At 36.2% G+C, this 18,447-nt stretch carries 18 protein-coding genes; 12 read left to right on the top strand and 6 right to left on the bottom strand.

Features of this window, described 5'->3' with window-relative positions:
- Positions 1-57: 57 nt before the first annotated feature.
- Complete coding sequence (locus tag FGL66_RS01480) at positions 58-603, top strand: GNAT family N-acetyltransferase (protein ID WP_180809856.1); 546 nt, start codon at positions 58-60, stop codon at positions 601-603.
- 86 nt (positions 604-689) lie between these two features.
- Here FGL66_RS01480 and FGL66_RS01485 read toward each other — a convergent pair whose 3' ends face one another.
- The 5 genes from FGL66_RS01485 to FGL66_RS01505 form a co-directional block, all read right to left on the bottom strand.
- Positions 690-1,256, bottom strand: coding sequence for an LOG family protein (locus FGL66_RS01485; RefSeq protein ID WP_258007312.1), 567 nt, complete (start codon positions 1,254-1,256; stop codon positions 690-692).
- A 73-nt stretch (positions 1,257-1,329) separates the two neighbouring features.
- Positions 1,330-1,785 carry a DUF188 domain-containing protein gene (locus FGL66_RS01490; RefSeq protein ID WP_180809858.1) on the bottom strand — a complete coding sequence of 152 codons (456 nt, stop codon included), beginning with the start codon at positions 1,783-1,785 and terminating at the stop codon, positions 1,330-1,332.
- A 10-nt stretch (positions 1,786-1,795) separates the two neighbouring features.
- Positions 1,796-2,584: a hypothetical protein gene (locus FGL66_RS01495; protein ID WP_180809859.1), complete on the bottom strand. Its 789-nt coding sequence runs from the start codon at positions 2,582-2,584 to the stop codon at positions 1,796-1,798.
- 187 nt (positions 2,585-2,771) lie between these two features.
- The gene (locus tag FGL66_RS01500) at positions 2,772-3,623 is read right to left on the bottom strand and encodes an undecaprenyl-diphosphate phosphatase (RefSeq protein ID WP_180809860.1); all 852 of its coding nucleotides are present in this window, start codon (positions 3,621-3,623) and stop codon (positions 2,772-2,774) included.
- A 186-nt stretch (positions 3,624-3,809) separates the two neighbouring features.
- Positions 3,810-4,250: a MarR family winged helix-turn-helix transcriptional regulator gene (locus tag FGL66_RS01505; RefSeq protein ID WP_180809861.1), complete on the bottom strand. Its 441-nt coding sequence runs from the start codon at positions 4,248-4,250 to the stop codon at positions 3,810-3,812.
- Between the two features lie 228 nt (positions 4,251-4,478).
- Here FGL66_RS01505 and FGL66_RS01510 point away from each other — a divergent pair, with 228 nt between their 5' ends.
- The 4 genes from FGL66_RS01510 to mdh all read left to right on the top strand — a co-directional run bounded on the left by FGL66_RS01510 (position 4,479) and on the right by mdh (position 7,815).
- Entirely contained in the window at positions 4,479-5,405 is a 927-nt protein-coding gene (locus FGL66_RS01510; RefSeq protein ID WP_180809862.1) for a CobW family GTP-binding protein, read from the top strand.
- Positions 5,406-5,478: 73 nt separating this feature from the next.
- On the top strand, positions 5,479-6,387 hold the full coding sequence (locus tag FGL66_RS01515; RefSeq protein WP_180809863.1) for an aldo/keto reductase: 909 nt from the start codon (positions 5,479-5,481) through the stop codon (positions 6,385-6,387).
- Positions 6,388-6,418: 31 nt separating this feature from the next.
- Positions 6,419-6,700: a hypothetical protein gene (locus FGL66_RS01520; RefSeq protein ID WP_180809864.1), complete on the top strand. Its 282-nt coding sequence runs from the start codon at positions 6,419-6,421 to the stop codon at positions 6,698-6,700.
- Between the two features lie 173 nt (positions 6,701-6,873).
- Positions 6,874-7,815, top strand: a complete 942-nt coding sequence (gene mdh, locus FGL66_RS01525) for a malate dehydrogenase (RefSeq protein ID WP_180809865.1) — start codon at positions 6,874-6,876, stop codon at positions 7,813-7,815.
- 72 nt (positions 7,816-7,887) lie between these two features.
- Here the strand turns inward: mdh and FGL66_RS01530 are convergent, their stop codons facing one another.
- Positions 7,888-8,598: a CPBP family intramembrane glutamic endopeptidase gene (locus FGL66_RS01530; protein WP_180809866.1), complete on the bottom strand. Its 711-nt coding sequence runs from the start codon at positions 8,596-8,598 to the stop codon at positions 7,888-7,890.
- Positions 8,599-8,795: 197 nt separating this feature from the next.
- On the opposite strand from FGL66_RS01530, the gene norA reads away from it, so the two are divergent.
- From norA to FGL66_RS01565, 7 genes are all read left to right on the top strand, one after another.
- The gene (norA, locus tag FGL66_RS01535) at positions 8,796-9,953 is read left to right on the top strand and encodes a multidrug efflux MFS transporter NorA (protein ID WP_180809867.1); all 1,158 of its coding nucleotides are present in this window, start codon (positions 8,796-8,798) and stop codon (positions 9,951-9,953) included.
- A gap of 195 nt (positions 9,954-10,148) precedes the next feature.
- Positions 10,149-12,482, top strand: a complete 2,334-nt coding sequence (locus tag FGL66_RS01540) for a CDP-glycerol glycerophosphotransferase family protein (protein WP_180809868.1) — start codon at positions 10,149-10,151, stop codon at positions 12,480-12,482.
- Entirely contained in the window at positions 12,479-12,964 is a 486-nt protein-coding gene (gene ybaK, locus FGL66_RS01545; RefSeq protein ID WP_180809869.1) for a Cys-tRNA(Pro) deacylase, read from the top strand. The genes FGL66_RS01540 and ybaK overlap by 4 nt, the downstream gene beginning before the upstream one ends.
- Positions 12,965-13,106: 142 nt before the next feature.
- Complete coding sequence (locus FGL66_RS01550; protein WP_180809870.1) at positions 13,107-13,856, top strand: DeoR/GlpR family DNA-binding transcription regulator; 750 nt, start codon at positions 13,107-13,109, stop codon at positions 13,854-13,856.
- 2 nt (positions 13,857-13,858) lie between these two features.
- A complete protein-coding gene (gene pfkB / locus FGL66_RS01555; protein ID WP_180809871.1) occupies positions 13,859-14,782 on the top strand; it encodes a 1-phosphofructokinase in 924 nt (307 codons plus the stop codon).
- A gap of 1 nt (position 14,783) precedes the next feature.
- Positions 14,784-16,691 carry a PTS fructose transporter subunit IIABC gene (locus FGL66_RS01560; RefSeq protein WP_180809872.1) on the top strand — a complete coding sequence of 636 codons (1,908 nt, stop codon included), beginning with the start codon at positions 14,784-14,786 and terminating at the stop codon, positions 16,689-16,691.
- A gap of 331 nt (positions 16,692-17,022) precedes the next feature.
- A complete protein-coding gene (locus FGL66_RS01565) occupies positions 17,023-18,369 on the top strand; it encodes a hemolysin family protein (protein WP_180809873.1) in 1,347 nt (448 codons plus the stop codon).
- The last annotated feature ends 78 nt before the right edge of the window (positions 18,370-18,447 follow it).

An 18,447-nucleotide genomic window follows, 5' to 3' on the forward strand; every position in this document is an offset into this window, starting at 1 on the left:
TATAAATGATGCCCGCTCAGTTATAAAGTGGGGCTTCAATAGAAAGGGAGTTGTGTTATGACGATATATATGGAAACAGAGCGGTTATATTTACGTGGATGGAAACGTGAAGACTTATCGTCATTACAGCAATTGAATGCCAATCGCCAAGTGTGTCAATTTTTTCCAAGTATATTAAGTTATCAAAGAACAGCAAAACATTTCGAATCGATAAAAACATATTTGGATCTACATCATATTGGTATGTTTGCAGTCGAATTAAAAGCAACAAAAGAATGGATAGGGATGATTGGGTTGAATTATTTGCCAGAAACGAGTACATATCCATTTAGAAATTTACCATTTTATGAGATTGGATGGCGTTTATTACCAGATGTATGGAATAACGGTATTGCGACAGAAGGAGCGGCTGCAGTTATAGATTATGCACAGCAAAAAAATATTAAAGAAGTTTTTGCGATTGCTTCTGAAAAGAACATCTCCTCTATACGTGTTATGGAAAAGTTAGGGATGCAACGCTATGATCAGTTCGAGAATAGGCAATTGGGGTTGCACCATCCGTTAAAAAAACAAGTACGATATCATCTGAATTTGGAAGATTAATGAAGCATAACGATATGATATACAATAGCTGGTCAGAAAATGGATGTTTAGCACACCACTCTGACCAGCTATTGTTGTATATATTATTAATCATATGTACGTGTTGAAATAGGTTGAGCTGCTTTTAAGCCGTTTAGTAAGGCTTCAGGTGTATCATACAGTTGAGAGAGTTGTGCATACTTTGAATTGATAAATCCCTCATCTATTATGTGTTGAATCAAGTGTGCTAATGGTGCATAAAATTGATGTGTATTATAAATGGCGATTGGCTTCTGATGTAAACCAATTTGAGCCCAACAATAAACTTCAAAAAACTCTTCTAAAGAGCCTGCACCACCCGGCGCAAGTACAAAGGCGTCAGCAAGATCAGCCATTTTTTGTTTACGCTCATGCATAGAGTCTACAAGGATAAGTTCAGAAACTTTTTGACTTGTAATCTCACGTTGATCTAATAGTTTGGGCATCACACCAATAGCCTTACCCCCGTGATCAAGTACGCCATCTTGTATAGCCCCCATAATACCGATAGAACCTGCACCAAAAACAAGTTCGATATTTTGTTCGGCAAAGTAACGCCCTAGTGCATATGCAGCTTCTACATATTCAGGACGATGCCCTTTGCTTGCACCACAATAAACAGCAATTCGTTTAATCATTGTAATCACCTCCCTGCATTTAAGTATACGTGTTATAGCTGACTTATGACAGGGAGAATTGCATTGGGCTTTATGAATGGCTCAATATTTGAATCAGTTTAACGCAGAATCTTTGACGTGTTTCATCAGTAAATGGCTTAGGCCCTTTGAGATGTCGCTTTGTTTTACGGCGTGTTTGCTGACTGTAAAATCGTTGTAAGAGTAGCGTGTCGATATTATCGTGTGTATATAAGAAACCGTTATGATGAAAAACGGTATGTGCTTGATTTAATACAAGACTGGCTAAACCATAGTCTTGTGTAACAACAAGATCTGTTGTAGTTGCATATTGTAAAAGTGAAAAGTCTACTGCATCACGCCCGCCATCTATATATTGTAGTGTGACATAAGAGGGATAATCTTGATATGAAAAATGATCATAACTGCGAAATATAAAGACAGAGATGTCATACCCTGCTGCAATACGAATGATATCATCAATTACAGGGCATGCATCTCCATCTATAAGTATACGTTTAATCGTCATAAGATAAAACCTATTGCTTTGTTTGACTTGTTGATGCTTTTTGAAGTTGGGACAATTTTTTAATGTGTTGACGTTCAGCTCGTGTTGATTTTAAGTGATTATGACCTGATGTAGCTTCTGATTTACTAGCATGTTTTTGTGCTTTTGCCATTTGCTGTTTCATCGCTTTTTGACGTTGGTTACGTATTTTTTCTTCGACTTTATGACGTTTATCAATAGCTTTTTGAAGTTTTTTATCCATTTTGTTTAGGCTTTTTTTATTTTGTTTTGCGAGCTTATCGCCATATGCTTCAACTTTTGAATCCACTTGACTAGGCACGAATCCCACTTGTTTTGCATGCTTTTGCATTTTGGTCATATTCTTTTTCATTTGTTTTTGACGATAGGATTGTGCTTTTTCTTCGACTTTATGGCGTTTATCGATAGCCTTTTGAAGTTTTTTGTCTAATTTTTGAATGTCTTTTCGATTTTCTTTGGCTAAAGCGTCTCCTCGAGCATGTACATTTTCGGGGCGCATCTCACGCTGTATTTTTGCTGCTTGTTTCATTGCTTTTTGATGTGCATGACGACGTTTTTTAGTCTGAAGGTGTGATTTTATTTTGTTTTCACTATTAACAATATGATTTTTTACGGATATAGCAGTGCGACCAGTTTTAAGTGCAGCTGTTTTAGTTGTTGAGACTGTTAAATTGGTAAGCTTTTGAACTTCTGGATGTTTTTTAAACTTTTTGCGCTCTAAAATAAGTGGTACTAAAAAAACAGGTATTACAGTAACAAGAGTTTTAAATGTTTTATTCATAGACGTTTGCCTCCAATTTTATTATTCTTCAAATTATACCCACTTAATCTATATTTAAACGTATATAAATTAAGAGAATGTGATAGAACGATCAAGTATTGACAAAGTATTTAACCTATCCCATTCTCTTAACTTTATAATAGATGTTTTTGTGTTTACAGAAGTCTAAGATGTTGTTTTTGTATTGTTATAAAATGATGTAATATACAACAGCTATCACAACTACGAGTACAATACGATAAATTGCAAAAGGTAAAAGTTTAACATTTTGAATAAGTCGCAAAAAGAGCTTGATGGAAATAAATCCAACGATAAATGCAGCTAAAAATCCGACGATATAGAATGGAATGTGTGCCAATTCTATATAGTTGTAATGCTTCACAATCGAGAGACCGCTTGCTGCTAACATAACGGGAACTGCCATAATAAATGTGAAATCTGATGCTGATTTATGGTCGAGTTTCATCAAAACACCTGTTGAGATGGTAGAGCCTGAGCGTGAGAAACCCGGCCACATTGCAACAGCTTGTGACAGTCCAATCACAAAAGCTTGAAAATAAGAAATTTCATCTACATTTACAGGATTTCGGACATTTCGACTATATTTATCAGCTATTATCATATAAACTGCACCTAAAAAGAGTCCGATAAGTACAGTAGGTAGGCTAAATAAGTATTTTTCAATTAAATCATCAAACAACAAACCGAGAACACCCGCAGGAATCATACCAACTAAAATATGAGTGAGTTTGAGACGACGCGGTTTTGAACGACGACCGTCTTGGTGTTGTGGTGCGTATGTACCAATATGAAACATTTCGAAATACTTATGACGAAAAATCCATGCTGCAGCAAACACAGAACCAAGTTGGATGACAACCTTGAACGTGAAAGCAGATTTTGAGCCTAAAAACTCTGTGGATTTTAGCCACATATCATCTACTAAAATCATATGTCCTGTTGAAGAAACAGGCGCAAATTCTGTGAGACCTTCGACAATACCTAAAATAAGTGCTTTTATAAGTTCAAAAAATAGCATAAAAAATCCTCTTCATTCTATTTAGTATAAGTACTAATATAACATAGCACAGCAGGGCTTTGCCTGTCTGTTGCTTTCTTTAAATTTCAGACCAAAGTATGAAAAAACATGCATACCTCAATCAATGTCTAGTGACTTTAGGTATGCATGTATCACATATATAACAGTAGTGTATGTTAATGGTTGTTAATGTTTGTCTTCTGTAAATGCATCAATGACTTTTTCAAGTATATGATTTAAATTTTCGAGTTCGTCAAGTGATAGTGAAGATGCTTCTGCTACAATAACTGCCGCATCGCAGAGCTTGGACTCCATAGCTTTACTTTTATCCGTTAAATAAACGAATACTTCGCGTTGATCTATCTCTGAACGTTCACGTCGAATCAAGTCAATATGCTCCATGCGCTTAAGTAGTGGAGAAACGGTACCTGTATCTAATGCCAAGTCTGTAACAATCTTTTTAACATTAACAGGTGATTGTTTCCAAAGAATATTTAACACTAAAAATTGTGGATATGTGATATTGTATTCTTTAAAGATTTTGTTAGAATAATAGCGGTTCACTTGTCTTTGTGCATTGTATAAATTAAAGCATACGCGTCCTTTTAGGTTAAGGTGATCAGACATTATTACTTCTCCTCCAGACATTCTATCCGTTTTTTCTTTTTCTCTTTCAGATGGAACCCGCCCTATAATTTAAGTTGATTTTAGCCGTTCTTACTTAAATATATGCTATTCTAAAGTGTAGCATGCAGCAATTCTAGAAGATAAAACATACTTTATCAAGTCAAACACCATATTAGCATGTATATATTATAACAGATTTATAAAATTTTTATACAGAGAGTGATAGAGATGCAACATAAAAAGATAGAAATTACCATTGTAAATGGTTTTTTAGGTAGTGGGAAGACAACTTTTTTGAATTATTATATTAAAAAAGTGTTAGAGCAACATGAACATGTCGCACTTATTGTTAATGAATTCGGTGATTTTGATGTAGATGGACATATTTTAGATGGCGTTGAAACGTCTATTTCGATGTTGCAAGGGTGTGTATGCTGTGACTTACAAGAGGATTTAGTAGCCCAACTTCAACAACTATATCAACAAGGTATGACTCAAGTTATCATTGAAGCTACGGGCATTGCCAATCCTGTTGACATCCTTTTAGCTTGCCAAGATCCTTTGATTGTACAATTGTTCGAAGTTCCAAAAATTATTACGATTGTTGATAGTCAGAGATTCTTAACAAGAGGTACATTGACGGTGCAAACGCAAAATTTAATGCATACACAAATAGCGATGAGTCAACAAGTGATTTTGAATAAAATAGATTTAGTAGAAAATAATGAAATACAAACACAACTGATAGAAGATGTTCGTCAGTTGGCACCTCAAAGTTTTGTTGCTACTGCTATTCATGGACGGATAAAAGAAGTTATAACGCAAGGGAAAGATGGAGCGTGTCAACAACAAAATAGGGATATCCAAAAAGGACATGCACATTATGATACAGTAACATATCATTTTACACATCCTATTTCACGCGCAATGTTCATTGATTTTATTTTGAATATTCCTGATTCTGTGCTAAGAATGAAAGGATATATTCAATTGAGAGAGACCCCAAATGAAACCTATTTATTTCAATATGCGGGTGAACTGCCATCGTTTGAAAGTTTAGGAAACGTCAACATTCCTACATCGTTAGTGATGATAGGGGAGCATCTTGATAAACCAAGACTTCGAAATAAGTTAGACGTGTTACAATTCAGTTAAATACATTTTTTATTCATGCAATGTGAGATAACTTTCGCTACAATCTAAGTAAAGATGCTTTGAGGTGAGACTATTGGAAAAAATTAAAATTAATCAGCATGTATCATATTCTCAATTGATTCATGGCTTTTTTCGTGCACATACTTGGCAAATGACTACTCAAGAAATGAACCGTTTTCTCAATGAATTAGTTGAGCGGGGCATTACAACAATGGATCATGCCGATATCTACGATAAATACAAGGTGGAAGGCTTATTTGGTAAAGCGTTAGCACTATCTCCACGGTTACGGGAGCAAATTCAGATTGTGACGAAGTGTGGTATCGTACAGCCAAATGAAATTTATCCAAATCAAAAAGGTCATCGTTATGATTTGAGTGAAGCACATATTAAACGTTCAGTTGAGCGATCACTACAAGAATTACAGGTAGATTATATCGATAGTCTACTGATCCATCGTCCATCTCCACTGATGAAACCGTGTCAAATTACAGATGCATTAAAGTCTTTAGTTGATGAAGGTAAAGTACGTTCATTTGGTGTGTCTAACTTTAGAAGGTCACAATACGAATTATTAAATGACTGTTTAAAAGATGACCGTTTTCATATTGCTGTTAACCAAATTGAAATATCACCATATATGTTACAAGCTTTTCATGATGGTACACTTGATGATATGTATAAAGATAATGTCAAAATTATGGCATGGGGACCTTTTGCTGGAGGACGTTTATTTGACCTCAATGATGCAATTACACAGCGCGTTTATCCGGTTTTACAACGTGTAGCAGCACAGCATGAAGCTTCAGTTGAAGCCATTGTTATTGCATGGCTGATTAAACATCCTGCAATGATTATGCCTATATTAGGGACGCAACGTTTAGATCGTATTGATGCAGCGCTTGAGGGCTTGACAATACAGTTGTGTGAACAAGAGTGGTTTGATATTTACACAGCTGCTCAAGGATATGATATTCCTTAACAAATGATATCGATGAAATGAGGAGGTTCATATGACAGAAACAGAATATCAACAACGCAATCGTTTTAAACTTTATGTAATTATTTTGCCGTATCTCATCTTTGCTTTTATTGTAGCAGCCGTTGTTATTGTGTCACCAAAAACAATTTGGTTTGTGACATTGTTTGGTGTTTTTATGGTTTATCATGTCATTGCAATGTTTGTCGCTTTTTTATTCAAGTATGGCAAAGAAACATTATACTTATTATTTCTGACTGGCTGTATGGTTGCAGCTTTTGCCTTTTTTGTAAATATGCTGCTCGAACATCATTAATAGAAAACGAAATAAGTTTAATCTATCAGGAGTTATAGGAGGAAGATTTAATGATTAAAGGATCTGATTCTGAGATAGCTCCTTTTTAATTTGGTAAGCGCTTACATTTTTGGGTTAAATTCTCATCTTGCAATGTTATAATAAAAGTGAATAACAAGTAGGGGGATTGAATGATGAAACGTAAAAAAATATCTATTATTGGTTCAGGGCATACGGGTTCAACATTAGCGTTTATTATAGCGACACGAGGGATTGCAGATGTTATGCTTGTAGATCGCGAAAAGAATGAGCAGCCTATGAAAGGCAAGGCGTTAGATATATTGGAGAGTGGTCCTATTTTAGGATTTGACACACATATTTCATCTACTGTGGATTACGCAGATACCCAAAACTCTGATATTGTCGTTATGACTGCGGGTGTTCCACGTCAACCGGGAATGAGTAGAGATGATTTGGTGCAAATCAATGAGCAAGTCATGATAGAAGTAACGGAGCAGGTCGTTCGCTATTCGCCGAACTGTACGATTATTGTACTCACTAATCCAGTTGATGCGATGACATATACAGTGTATAAAGCTTCAGGCTTCCCAAGTACTCGTGTTATTGGGCAATCAGGTGTATTAGATACTGCACGTTTTAGTACATTTGTTGCTGAGGCTCTAAATGTTGCAGTCAATGATGTGACAGGACTTGTACTAGGAGGACACGGTGATACAATGGTACCATTAATTCGTCATAGTCAAGTGAATGGCGTGCCATTAACGGAACTGTTGTCACAGGAAAAAATTGATGCCATTATTGCACGTACACGTAGTGGTGGTGCAGAGATTGTTAAGTTATTGGGGGACGGTTCTGCTTATTATGCACCCTCTGCGGCAATTTATGAAATGATAGAAGCGATTTTATTTGATCAAAAACGGTTATTACCCGTAATTGCATATTGTCAAGGTGAGTTTGGATTAAATGATTTGTATATCGGCGTCCCGACAATTTTAGGTGCAAATGGTGTAGAACGTATTGTAGAGTTAGAGCTTAATGATGATGAAAGCGTACAGTTAGAACAATCAGCTGCTTCGGTGGAAAAAGTAAAAGCAGCATTGAAACAGCAATTTTAAATGTATATTAAGTAACAGAGTAACGGGATTTAAGACGGTATCATAGGTCTTAATCCCGTTTTCGATACAGTATTATAATGTTTGCATCGTAATGGCAACAAAAGCGATGAAGTTATTGAACATATGTGTTGTAATAGAAACAACAATGTTGCAATTACTTTTAATATAAGTCATCACAAACATAGCCCCCATTAAAATGTACGGTATGATTTCGAGTATTGTTTGTGAAGCTTGCATATGTAGAGAGGCAAAAGTAGCAATAGAGATAATCCCCATTATACCGATGCCGAATTTTTTCCCTAATTCACCGACGATAACGTAGCGAAAGAGTAACTCTTCAGTAATAGGTGTGACGATAACAATACTAATAAAAACGAGCGGTAACCATTGTGGATTTTCGAAAAACATTTTTAGTGCTTCTTGGTTACCCGTCTCTTCAAATTGCCATTTTTTAGGAAGATGACTTATAGTAAGCATAAAAACTGCATTTGCAATAATATAGCAGATGTATGTAAAGATAATCAATTTAATATAATGACGCAAATTGCTGAAACATTGCACCAAGTATGTGCGAACATTATGGCGATGTGACCAGATTAAAAAGCTAATGACGCCTAATGATACAAGAAGTGATCCGATAATAATGGCAATAGGTACAGGGAGAACATCGTTTGTACCAATAGCTAATAGTGTAAGTATAGGGATAATCACGGCTTGACCCGTAAAGTAAATAAAGAAAGCCCATAAGTCACGCCATGCTGTTTTAGGCTGTGAATGATTCATATAAAAATCTCACCTTTCTAATTTGGAAATGTGTACAATTACTATTAAAACATAAAGTGGTATATGAAGAATAGACATAGGATAACAATATAATATTGTTATGATATTTTTAATATGCATAATCAATGACTTTATCATATACGCTTGCTAATATATACTGAATGGATATTTTGCAAACAATAATAAAGGAGGTATATATGAATAAACAGTTTGTCGTATTATACATGAATATTTTCCTTATATTCTTAGGGATTGGACTTGTTATTCCTGTTTTACCCGTTTATCTAAAGGATCTTGGGTTAACAGGTGCAGATTTAGGGATATTAGTGGCAGCATTTGCTTTGGCACAAATGATTATTTCACCTTTTGGAGGCGCTTTAGCTGATAAGTTAGGGAAAAAATTAATCATATGTATAGGACTCATACTCTTTAGCATATCAGAGTTTTTATTTGCTGCGAGTCATGTTTTTTCATGGCTTCTTGTATCTCGTGTATTAGGTGGCTTCAGTGCAGGAATGGTTATGCCGGGTGTAACAGGGTTGATTGCAGACCTTTCACCTATGCAGGATAAAGCACGTAACTTTGGTTATATGTCGGCGATTATTTCAGCAGGATTTATACTGGGACCGGGGGCAGGCGGTTTTCTTGCGGAGATTTCACATCGTATGCCATTCTTTTTTGCAGGTGGACTGGGCGTGATGGCGTTTGTAGGAACAGTGCTGCTTGTTCAACCCCCTAAACAAGAAACATTACAAGGATTTCAGCATTTTGAAACAGCTGAGTTAGAAAAAATACAAGTCAAAAAGTTTATAACTCCAGCTATTCTAACATTGATTTTAGCATTTGGTTTGTCGGCTTTTGAAACACTATTCCCACTTTATACTGCAGATAAGATGGATTTTCAACCTGCAGATATTTCGATAGCGATCACAGGTGGTGGTATTTTTGGAGCGATATTCCAAGTGTTTTTGTTCGATAAGATGATGCGTTATTTAAGCGAACTGACATTCATTACGTACGCTTTAATTTATTCTGCAATAATTTTGGGGCTTCTCATTTTTGCACAAACGTATTGGCATGTTATGTTGATTTGTTTCATTGTCTTTATCGGATTTGATTTGATTCGCCCAGCATTGACGAATTATTTTTCTAATATTGCAGGTAACAGGCAAGGATTTGCAGGAGGGCTTAACTCTACTTTTACAAGTATGGGGAACTTTATTGGACCGTTAATTGCAGGTGGTTTATATGATGTTAATATTGAGTATCCATTGCTGATGTCTATTGTCTTTATGATAGTAGGCTGTGGCGTGATTATGATTGAAAAGATGTTGAGAAAAAAAGTTGCACAATAATGAATGAAATATGACTTGAGATGGTTAGAGATGATGTGAGACAACCACTTTGACAATAAGTGTGTTTTTCATTAATCATCTACTACCATTTTTTATTAACAAGATCTTTTAAACATACATGATTTGTTGATGAATAGGGTTGCTGCATGCTCATGTTATAATGGTGAGAAGTGAGTTAAGAGGAGAGAGGATATCATGCGTATTAAAGTGCTGGGATACAATATTTTTCAAAAAGGTGGCACCTCACAAAGTAATTTGAATCTTATATCGACACTGTCCAAAGCAGGTCATGAAGTGACATATGTTAATTTTGTTGGCTTTCAAAATAAGCATTTGAAAGTATTAAAAAAACAAGTCGGCCACTCTATTCATGCTGTTCACTTTGTTTCATTTCATGGGCGTCAATCTTTAATGAATGCAGATTTGCTTATTTTAACGAGAGAAAGCTTGTTTAGTTTAGCACGAGAAGTGAAGATTTATGCGCCAAATACAATGATATTAGGAGAAATACATGGTCCACTTGCTTATGTCAAAGAAGATATGGATTTAGCATTGGAAGCAATGGATGCAGTACGTGTGAGTACACAGGAAATCGCCAAGCAGTTTGCGCAACGTTATGATTATCCATATGTTTTTCCGATGTATGTGAATACGGATCATATTAAGTGGAAAAAAGCACCAAGTACCAACACTAAAAACTTATTGATTAAAGCAAGGTTTGAAGATGAGATTAAAGAGATATCTTATGCATTGAAATTGATGTACTATACGATTCATACACGAGGTCAACAAGATATACACCTTTATTTACAAGGTTATGGACCTTCGTTGACGGACTATAAACAACTGATTGAATATTATGATATAGCCGAATATGTGCACATCAATGAAGCGATACCAAGTGAAGTGATATATCTTTCAACATCACCATATGAAACACTCGGCTTTTCTATTTTAGAATCTATTGCTGCAGGTTATCAGGTGATGGTTTATCCGGGGCATGATGATGTACTCCGAAATATTTATAGTGCTTATCAGGCAGTACATTTTATTTCTAAAGATTTAAGTTTAGATTATGATGTATTAATGACTGTATTAGCTACACCATACACTCAAGCTCAGCGTTTAGCAGATGAGGAAGTGTATACTGCCCAATTTGCAAGCACAGCTTATGCAGATAAGCTTGTTGATAGCGTTAAACGGATGTCTCGCATACACCACACACAAACAGTTCATATCAAGCCACCTCAAATCACAGCTAAACAGCAATATTGGAAAGCTTTAGGCCAACGTTTGATTGGCAAAACACAACGAATGTTACCAACGCGCGTAAAACAAAAGTTAGAAAACTCAAAGCAAGGTCAACAATTAATCCGAGGTGTACGACTTGCTAATGCAGCCGTTCGACGTAGACGGCATTCTCATAATATACAGGAAAAATGTATATTTATAGAGTCGTTTCATGGTAAAAACTTTTCCGGAGATCCTAAATATATTGCATTAGCATTGAAACGTATATCACCAGAACTACAAATTTATGTGAGTTCTGTGAGTACATTAGTAGATATGGAAATTCGTTCGTATGGTATGATACCGGTTCGTTTTGCCTCTAACGCTTATATTAAAGCTTTTGAACAGTGTCGTTATATTATTATTAACGGTAATCTTTGGAATCGCTTAAAAAAACAAGAGGGGCAAGAAGTTATTCAAACATGGCACGGTTTTCCGTTGAAGCGAATGGTAAATGATTTGATGAACGCTAAAGAACGGATATATCAATCTGCTCAGTTTAGACCTAAAATGCTGCAATGGGACGCGCTATTAATATCATCTAAACAATATGAGGAATATGTAACATCTGCCTTTGGATTGTCTGATCATCCATCACTTCATATAATGCCATATGGCGCACCACGCAATAGTTACTTAATACAGCATAGAGATGATTCAATAGAGCGTCAAAAGGTACAAGAGAAATATTTATTGACTAAAGATGAAAGTAAGCGATACATTTTATTTTGTCCGACGTGGCGTAAAACGGAACGCCAGTCTGTATCAAAACTAGATTTGAAAGCATTATTAGAAGCATTGCCGATACATTACGAAATACTCATCAAGCTACATCCTAACGAAGGCCATTTGCGTCAGTATTATAAAACAATGCATCCACGTGTACATTGTTTTATGAATGAACTTGTCGATATTCAAGAATTATATTTGTTAGCTGATATTTTAATGACAGATTATTCATCAGCTATGTTTGATTATGCACATTTAAATCGTCCAATTTTCATTTTGGATGAAGATGTAATAACATACGGTCAAGAAATAGGATTTTATTTTGATGTGACAGCATTAAAATCGATTCAACACGTTCAACCGGATGCTAAAAATATTGCACATGCTATTCAAGCAGCAACAGCTATAAATCATGAAGAAATCATTCAGAGATTTATGTGTCTCGATACTCAACACTCAGATGAATGTGTCGCTCAAGCGATGATGTCTTTTGGGAGGGAACAGCAATGAAGAAAATGAAAAAGACAAATGCAATGAGAATATTGGACCGTGCAAAAATAATGTATGAAACGAGAACATTTGAAGTAGATGATGAACATATTGAAGGCTTAGAAGTGGCAAAACGTATAGATGTTTCCGAGAAACAAGTCTATAAAACATTAGTGCTTGAGAATGCACAAAGAGAACATTTTGTGTTTGTCGTACCTGTATCAGCACACCTCGATATGAAAGCTGCAGCGGCAAGTGTAGGAGAGAAGAAATTACATTTAATGCCCTTAGAAGATTTGAAAAAAATAACAGGCTACATACGAGGAGGTTGTTCACCCATAGGTATGAAAACACAATTTCCAACAGTCATAGATGCCAGTGTAGAGCAGTTTGATCAAATGTTTGTGAGTGCAGGTCAACGTGGCGTTCAAATGGGTTTAGCTCCGCAAGCATTAATAGAGGTAGTCAACGCAGAAGTGAAATCTATTGCCATATATGAATAGAAGTTATAGATACATAATGATCGAATGAGATTGTTATGTGTCTTTTTTATGTCTTTGATGAATGTTTTTGATTGAAAATGACTGTATATGATTGATAAATGAAAACGAATACATTATAATGTAAGAGAATTGAGGTGGTCAGGTGTTAACAGACAAACGCCATGCACTTATTATTGAGGCTTTGGAACAACATAATTTTTTAAAGTTACAACAGCTAATGGCTTATACAGGTTCGAGTGCATCAACGATTCGACGAGATTTAACAAAACTGCAAGAAGAAGGTCTTTTGACACGTGTACATGGTGGTGCAAAGTTAGTGTCTTTATCGTTAGAGCCTGAGCTATCCACTAAACGTACACAACATATCGAAGAAAAGATTGAAATTGCCAAACAAGCAGCACAGCTGATTAACGATGGAGATGACTTGTATTTAGACGCGGGATCAACAACATTGGAGATGATACCGTTTATAACAGCCACAGGTATTACTGTTGTGACAAATGGTTTATCTCATGTTGAAGCACTTTTGAAACAAGGCATTCACACATATATTATTGGTGGAGAAATGAAGCCAAATACAATGGCGGTCGTAGGTACGAGAGCAGTTAAGTTTTTGAAGAATTATTGCTTTGACAAAGCTTTTTTAGGTATTAACGGTATTGATGAAACATCGGGGCTGACGACACCAGATGAACGTGAAGCGATGATGAAGGAAGTGGCGATACAGCAAAGCCAACAAGCTTATGTTTTGGCAGATCATTCTAAATTTGGACAGGTTCATTTTGCTACTATAAAAACATCTGAGTTACCCATTATTATTACATCCGCACAAGGTCATTTGCAGAACCAGTCATTAAAAGGGGAAAAACATCTTGAAATTTTAGGAGGCTAAATATGATATATACAGTAACGTTGAATCCATCGATTGATTATATTATGTTTGTGGAAGGTTTTACATCGGGAGCGCTTAATCGTACAGTAGATACTGCAAAGTTTGCAGGGGGTAAAGGTATTAATGTTTCACGTGTATTAAAAACATTAGATGTACCATCTACTGCGTTAGGTTTTGTGGGTGGATTTCCCGGACAGTTTATCGAAGAAACATTAACAAAGGCGGGTATTAAAACGGACTTTACGCACGTGAAGGAAGATACACGTATTAATGTTAAATTGAAGAGTGATAAAGAAACTGAAATTAATGCAGCAGGACCTCAAATTACAAAAGAACATATTTCAGAGTTATTTGAAAAACTTCGTCAAACGACATCAGAAGATATTGTTGTTGTCGCTGGTAGCGTACCGAGTAGTTTGCCAAATACAATTTATAAAGATATCGCTGAAATTGTTCAACGTACTGGAGCACAATTGGTAGTAGATGCAGAAAAATCCTTAATCGAAGGGATTTTACCTTATCGACCACGTCTCATTAAGCCGAATAAAGTAGAACTAGAAGAAATGTTTGGCACGACGATAACTACTGATGAAGAGGTATTAATGTATGGTCATAAACTTTTAGAACAAGGTGCACAAACTGTTTTAGTATCACTTGGGGGAGAAGGTGCTATTTACTTAGATAGAACACAAGCCTATAAAGTCCTTGCACCAAGTGGTAAAGTCGTGAATACAGTAGGTGCAGGTGATAGTACCGTAGCAGGCATGGTAGCGGGCTTTACAAAATGTTTAGCTCAGCAAGAAGTATTAAAATGGGCGATCGCCTCAGGGTCAGCGACAGCATTTAATGATGATTTAGCACAGCGCAAGATGATTGATGACTTATTTAAAAAAATAGAAATCACACCACTATATAAGGAGGGGTAATATGAGAATTACAGAATTACTTACAAAAGCAACAGTAGCAATGGATTTGGAAGCAACAACAAAAGATGAGGCGATATTAGAACTTGCACATCAACTCAACCATGCCGGGAAACTTAACAATTTAGATGATTTTGTGGCAGCAATACACAACAGGGAAAGTCAAAGTTCGACAGGTATTGGAGAGGGTATTGCGATCCCTCATGCCAAAGTAGGTGCGGTAGATACCCCTGCTATTGCATTTGGTAAATCTAAAGCGGGTCTTGATTACAATAGCTTAGATATGCAACCCGCACATCTATTCTTTATGATTGCAGCACCAGAAGCAGGTGCACAGACACATTTGGATGCCCTTGCTAAACTATCAGGGATTTTAATGGATGATCAAGTGCGTGAAGCTTTACTTCATGCAACGACGCCTGAAGAAGTTTTAGCAATTATCAATAAGGCAGATGATGAGGTTGAAGATGAAGAAAATGTAACAAATCATGCAGCAGATGTGGATACAACACAACCTTATGTATTAGCAGTCACAGCATGCCCAACAGGAATTGCACACACATTTATGGCACGCGATGCATTGAAAAAACAAGCAGAGCAAATGGGCGTTCAAATAAAAGTTGAAACAAATGGCGCGGGCGGTATTAAAAATCATTTGACGGAAGAGGATATTGAAAAAGCAGATGGTATTATTGTCGCTGCAGATGTGCATGTCGAAACGAATCGCTTTAATGGTAAAAACGTAGTACAAGTGCCGGTAGCAGATGGTATTAAACGACCAGAAGCATTGATACAAACGGCTTTGGATAAAAGTCGTAAGCCATTTGTAGCGGAGCAAGGTACAACAACTTCTGAAGGTAATGAAGAGAAGTTAAGTGTAGGTAAAACAATCTATAAACATTTAATGAACGGTGTTTCTAATATGCTACCGCTTGTTATTGCAGGTGGTATTCTGATGGCAATTGTCTTTATGATTCACCCAGACGCTATGGATCCGAACAGCAGTCATTATAATGCATTTGCAGATACGTTATGGCAGATTGGTAACAAAAGTGCCTTTGCATTAATTGTTCCGATTTTAGCAGGTTACATTGCACGTAGTATTGCAGATAAGCCGGGCTTTGCAGCAGGTCTTGTGGGTGGTATGCTCGCAGTTTCAGGTGATTCAGGCTTTATCGGTGGGATTATTGCAGGTTTCTTAGCAGGTTATTTAACACAGGGCATCAAGTCATTAACGAAAAACTTCCCACAAATGTTAGAAGGGTTAAAACCGACATTAATCTATCCAATTGTTTCTGTAACAATTACAGGTTTAGCGATGATTTATATCTTTAATACACCCGCATCATGGTTGAATAATGCATTGATTTCAGGATTGGATAGTTTGTCAGGTACAAACATCGTCATTCTCGGTATTGTAATTGGTGCAATGATGGCGATTGATATGGGTGGACCATTTAACAAAGCGGCTTATGTATTTAGTACGGCGGCTTTAACAGCTGGTAACCCTGCTCCAATTACAGCAGCAATGGTAGGGGGTATGGTTCCGCCAATCGCTTTAGCCTTTGCAATGATTATTTTTAGAGCGAAGTTTACAAAAGAGCAACGCGGTTCAATTATTCCTAACTTTGTAATGGGTGCAAGCTTTATTACAGAGGGTGCCATTCCATTTGCTGCGGCAGACCCATTGCGTGTTATACCATCAATGATGGTGGGCTCTGGTATTGCAGGTGGACTTGCATTGTTATTCGGTTCTCAAATTCAAGCTCCTCACGGTGGACTTGTAGTCATCTTCGGTACAGATTTTGGTCACTCACTTTATACAATTATAGCTATTGTAATAGGTGCACTTATCGGTGCAGTAATGTATGGATTACTCAAACAAAAACCAAAACAAACACCAACAATTTAATGGATAGAAGGACTGTGTCACAAAAGTGGCCAGTCTTTTTATTTATGCTGTCTATTAAGTGAGATAAATGGGTAAAGAAAACAAGTCTCATTTTATGGAGTACTACTTCGAATATCTTTTCTTATAGCAGATATACTCCTATGTATGATTTTGAAATGAGTTATGGTATGATAAAATTATTATTTTTATGTCTGGAGGTAGCTCAATGGGAAGGATTTAGTATTTGGATCTGAACAGTCAATGCATGTTTGGCATATAAATATCATGTTATCGCTTTCTATTGAGCGATGCAAAATTAACGGAGGTGAATCCCTATTTAATAGGGAACTAATTGGATAGTACGACCATTATTTATTTACTTATATTTTTTACATTAATTGCGCTAACAACCGTCTTTGTAGGGTCTGAATTTGCGCTTGTAAAGGTACGTGCAACGCGTATTGAGCAGTTGATTGCAGAAGGGAACGGCAATGCACGTGTTGTGAAAAAGATGATTTCCAACTTAGATTATTACTTATCTGCCTGTCAATTAGGAATTACGGTAACATCATTAGGATTAGGGTGGTTAGGTGAACCATTATTTGAGCGAATACTACATCCTGTGATTGAACTATTGAATATACCAGACCCGCTCGTAACAACTATTTCTATTGTGACAGCATTTATTATTGTAACTTATATCCATGTTGTTATTGGGGAGTTAGCCCCTAAAACTTTAGCAATTCAATATACTGAGCGTATCGCTTTATTATATGCACGACCACTATATTATTTTGGTTTTGTCATGAAACCTTTAATTTGGTTGATGAACGGTTCAGCGCGACTCATTATTCGCACATTTGGTGTAGATCCAGATGTGACAAATGAAGCGATGTCAGAAGAAGAACTTAAAATTATTATGAATAATAGTTATCATGGTGGCGAAATCAATCAAACAGAGTTAGCATATATGCAAAATATTTTTTCGTTTGATGAGCGACATGCAAAAGATATTATGGTGCCACGTACACAGATGATTACACTTAATGAACCGTTTAATGTCGATGAATTGTTAGAAACAGTAAAGGAACATCAATTTACGCGTTATCCAATTACTGAAGATGGTGACAAGGACCATATTAAAGGATTTATTAATGTGAAAGAATTTTTAACTGAATATGCATCGGGTGTGCCGATTAAAGTGAGTCATTATATTCACGAGTTACCGATGATTTCTGAAACAACACGAATCAGTGACGCTTTAGTCCGTATGCAACGTGAACATGTGCATATCAGCTTGATTATTGATGAATATGGTGGAACAGCTGGGATTTTAACGATGGAAGATATATTGGAAGAGATCGTTGGCGAGATACGAGACGAGTTTGATGATGATGAAGTCAATGATATTGTACAATTGGATGATAAGACATATCAAATTAATGGTCGTGTGCTTTTAAGTGACCTTGAAGATCAGTTTGGTATTGAATTTGAAGATTCAGAGGATATAGATACCATTGGTGGTTGGTTACAAGCACAAAACACCAATTTAGAGCATGATGACTATGTAGATACTATTTTTGATCGCTGGGTCATTTCAGAAATTGAAAATCATCAAATCATTCATGTCTTATTACGTTATGAATATAATGCAGAACGTCCGCGAAGTGTAGATGAAGAAGCACAAGATGAAGAGTAAAAAGTGATTTGAATAGTTTATATAATGAAACACTACCTTTAATAGATGCTTCACCTTTTGTGGTGGGATGGCATATGC

This window comes from Staphylococcus sp. 17KM0847 (assembly GCF_013463155.1).
Classification (GTDB): Bacteria; Bacillota; Bacilli; order Staphylococcales; family Staphylococcaceae; genus Staphylococcus.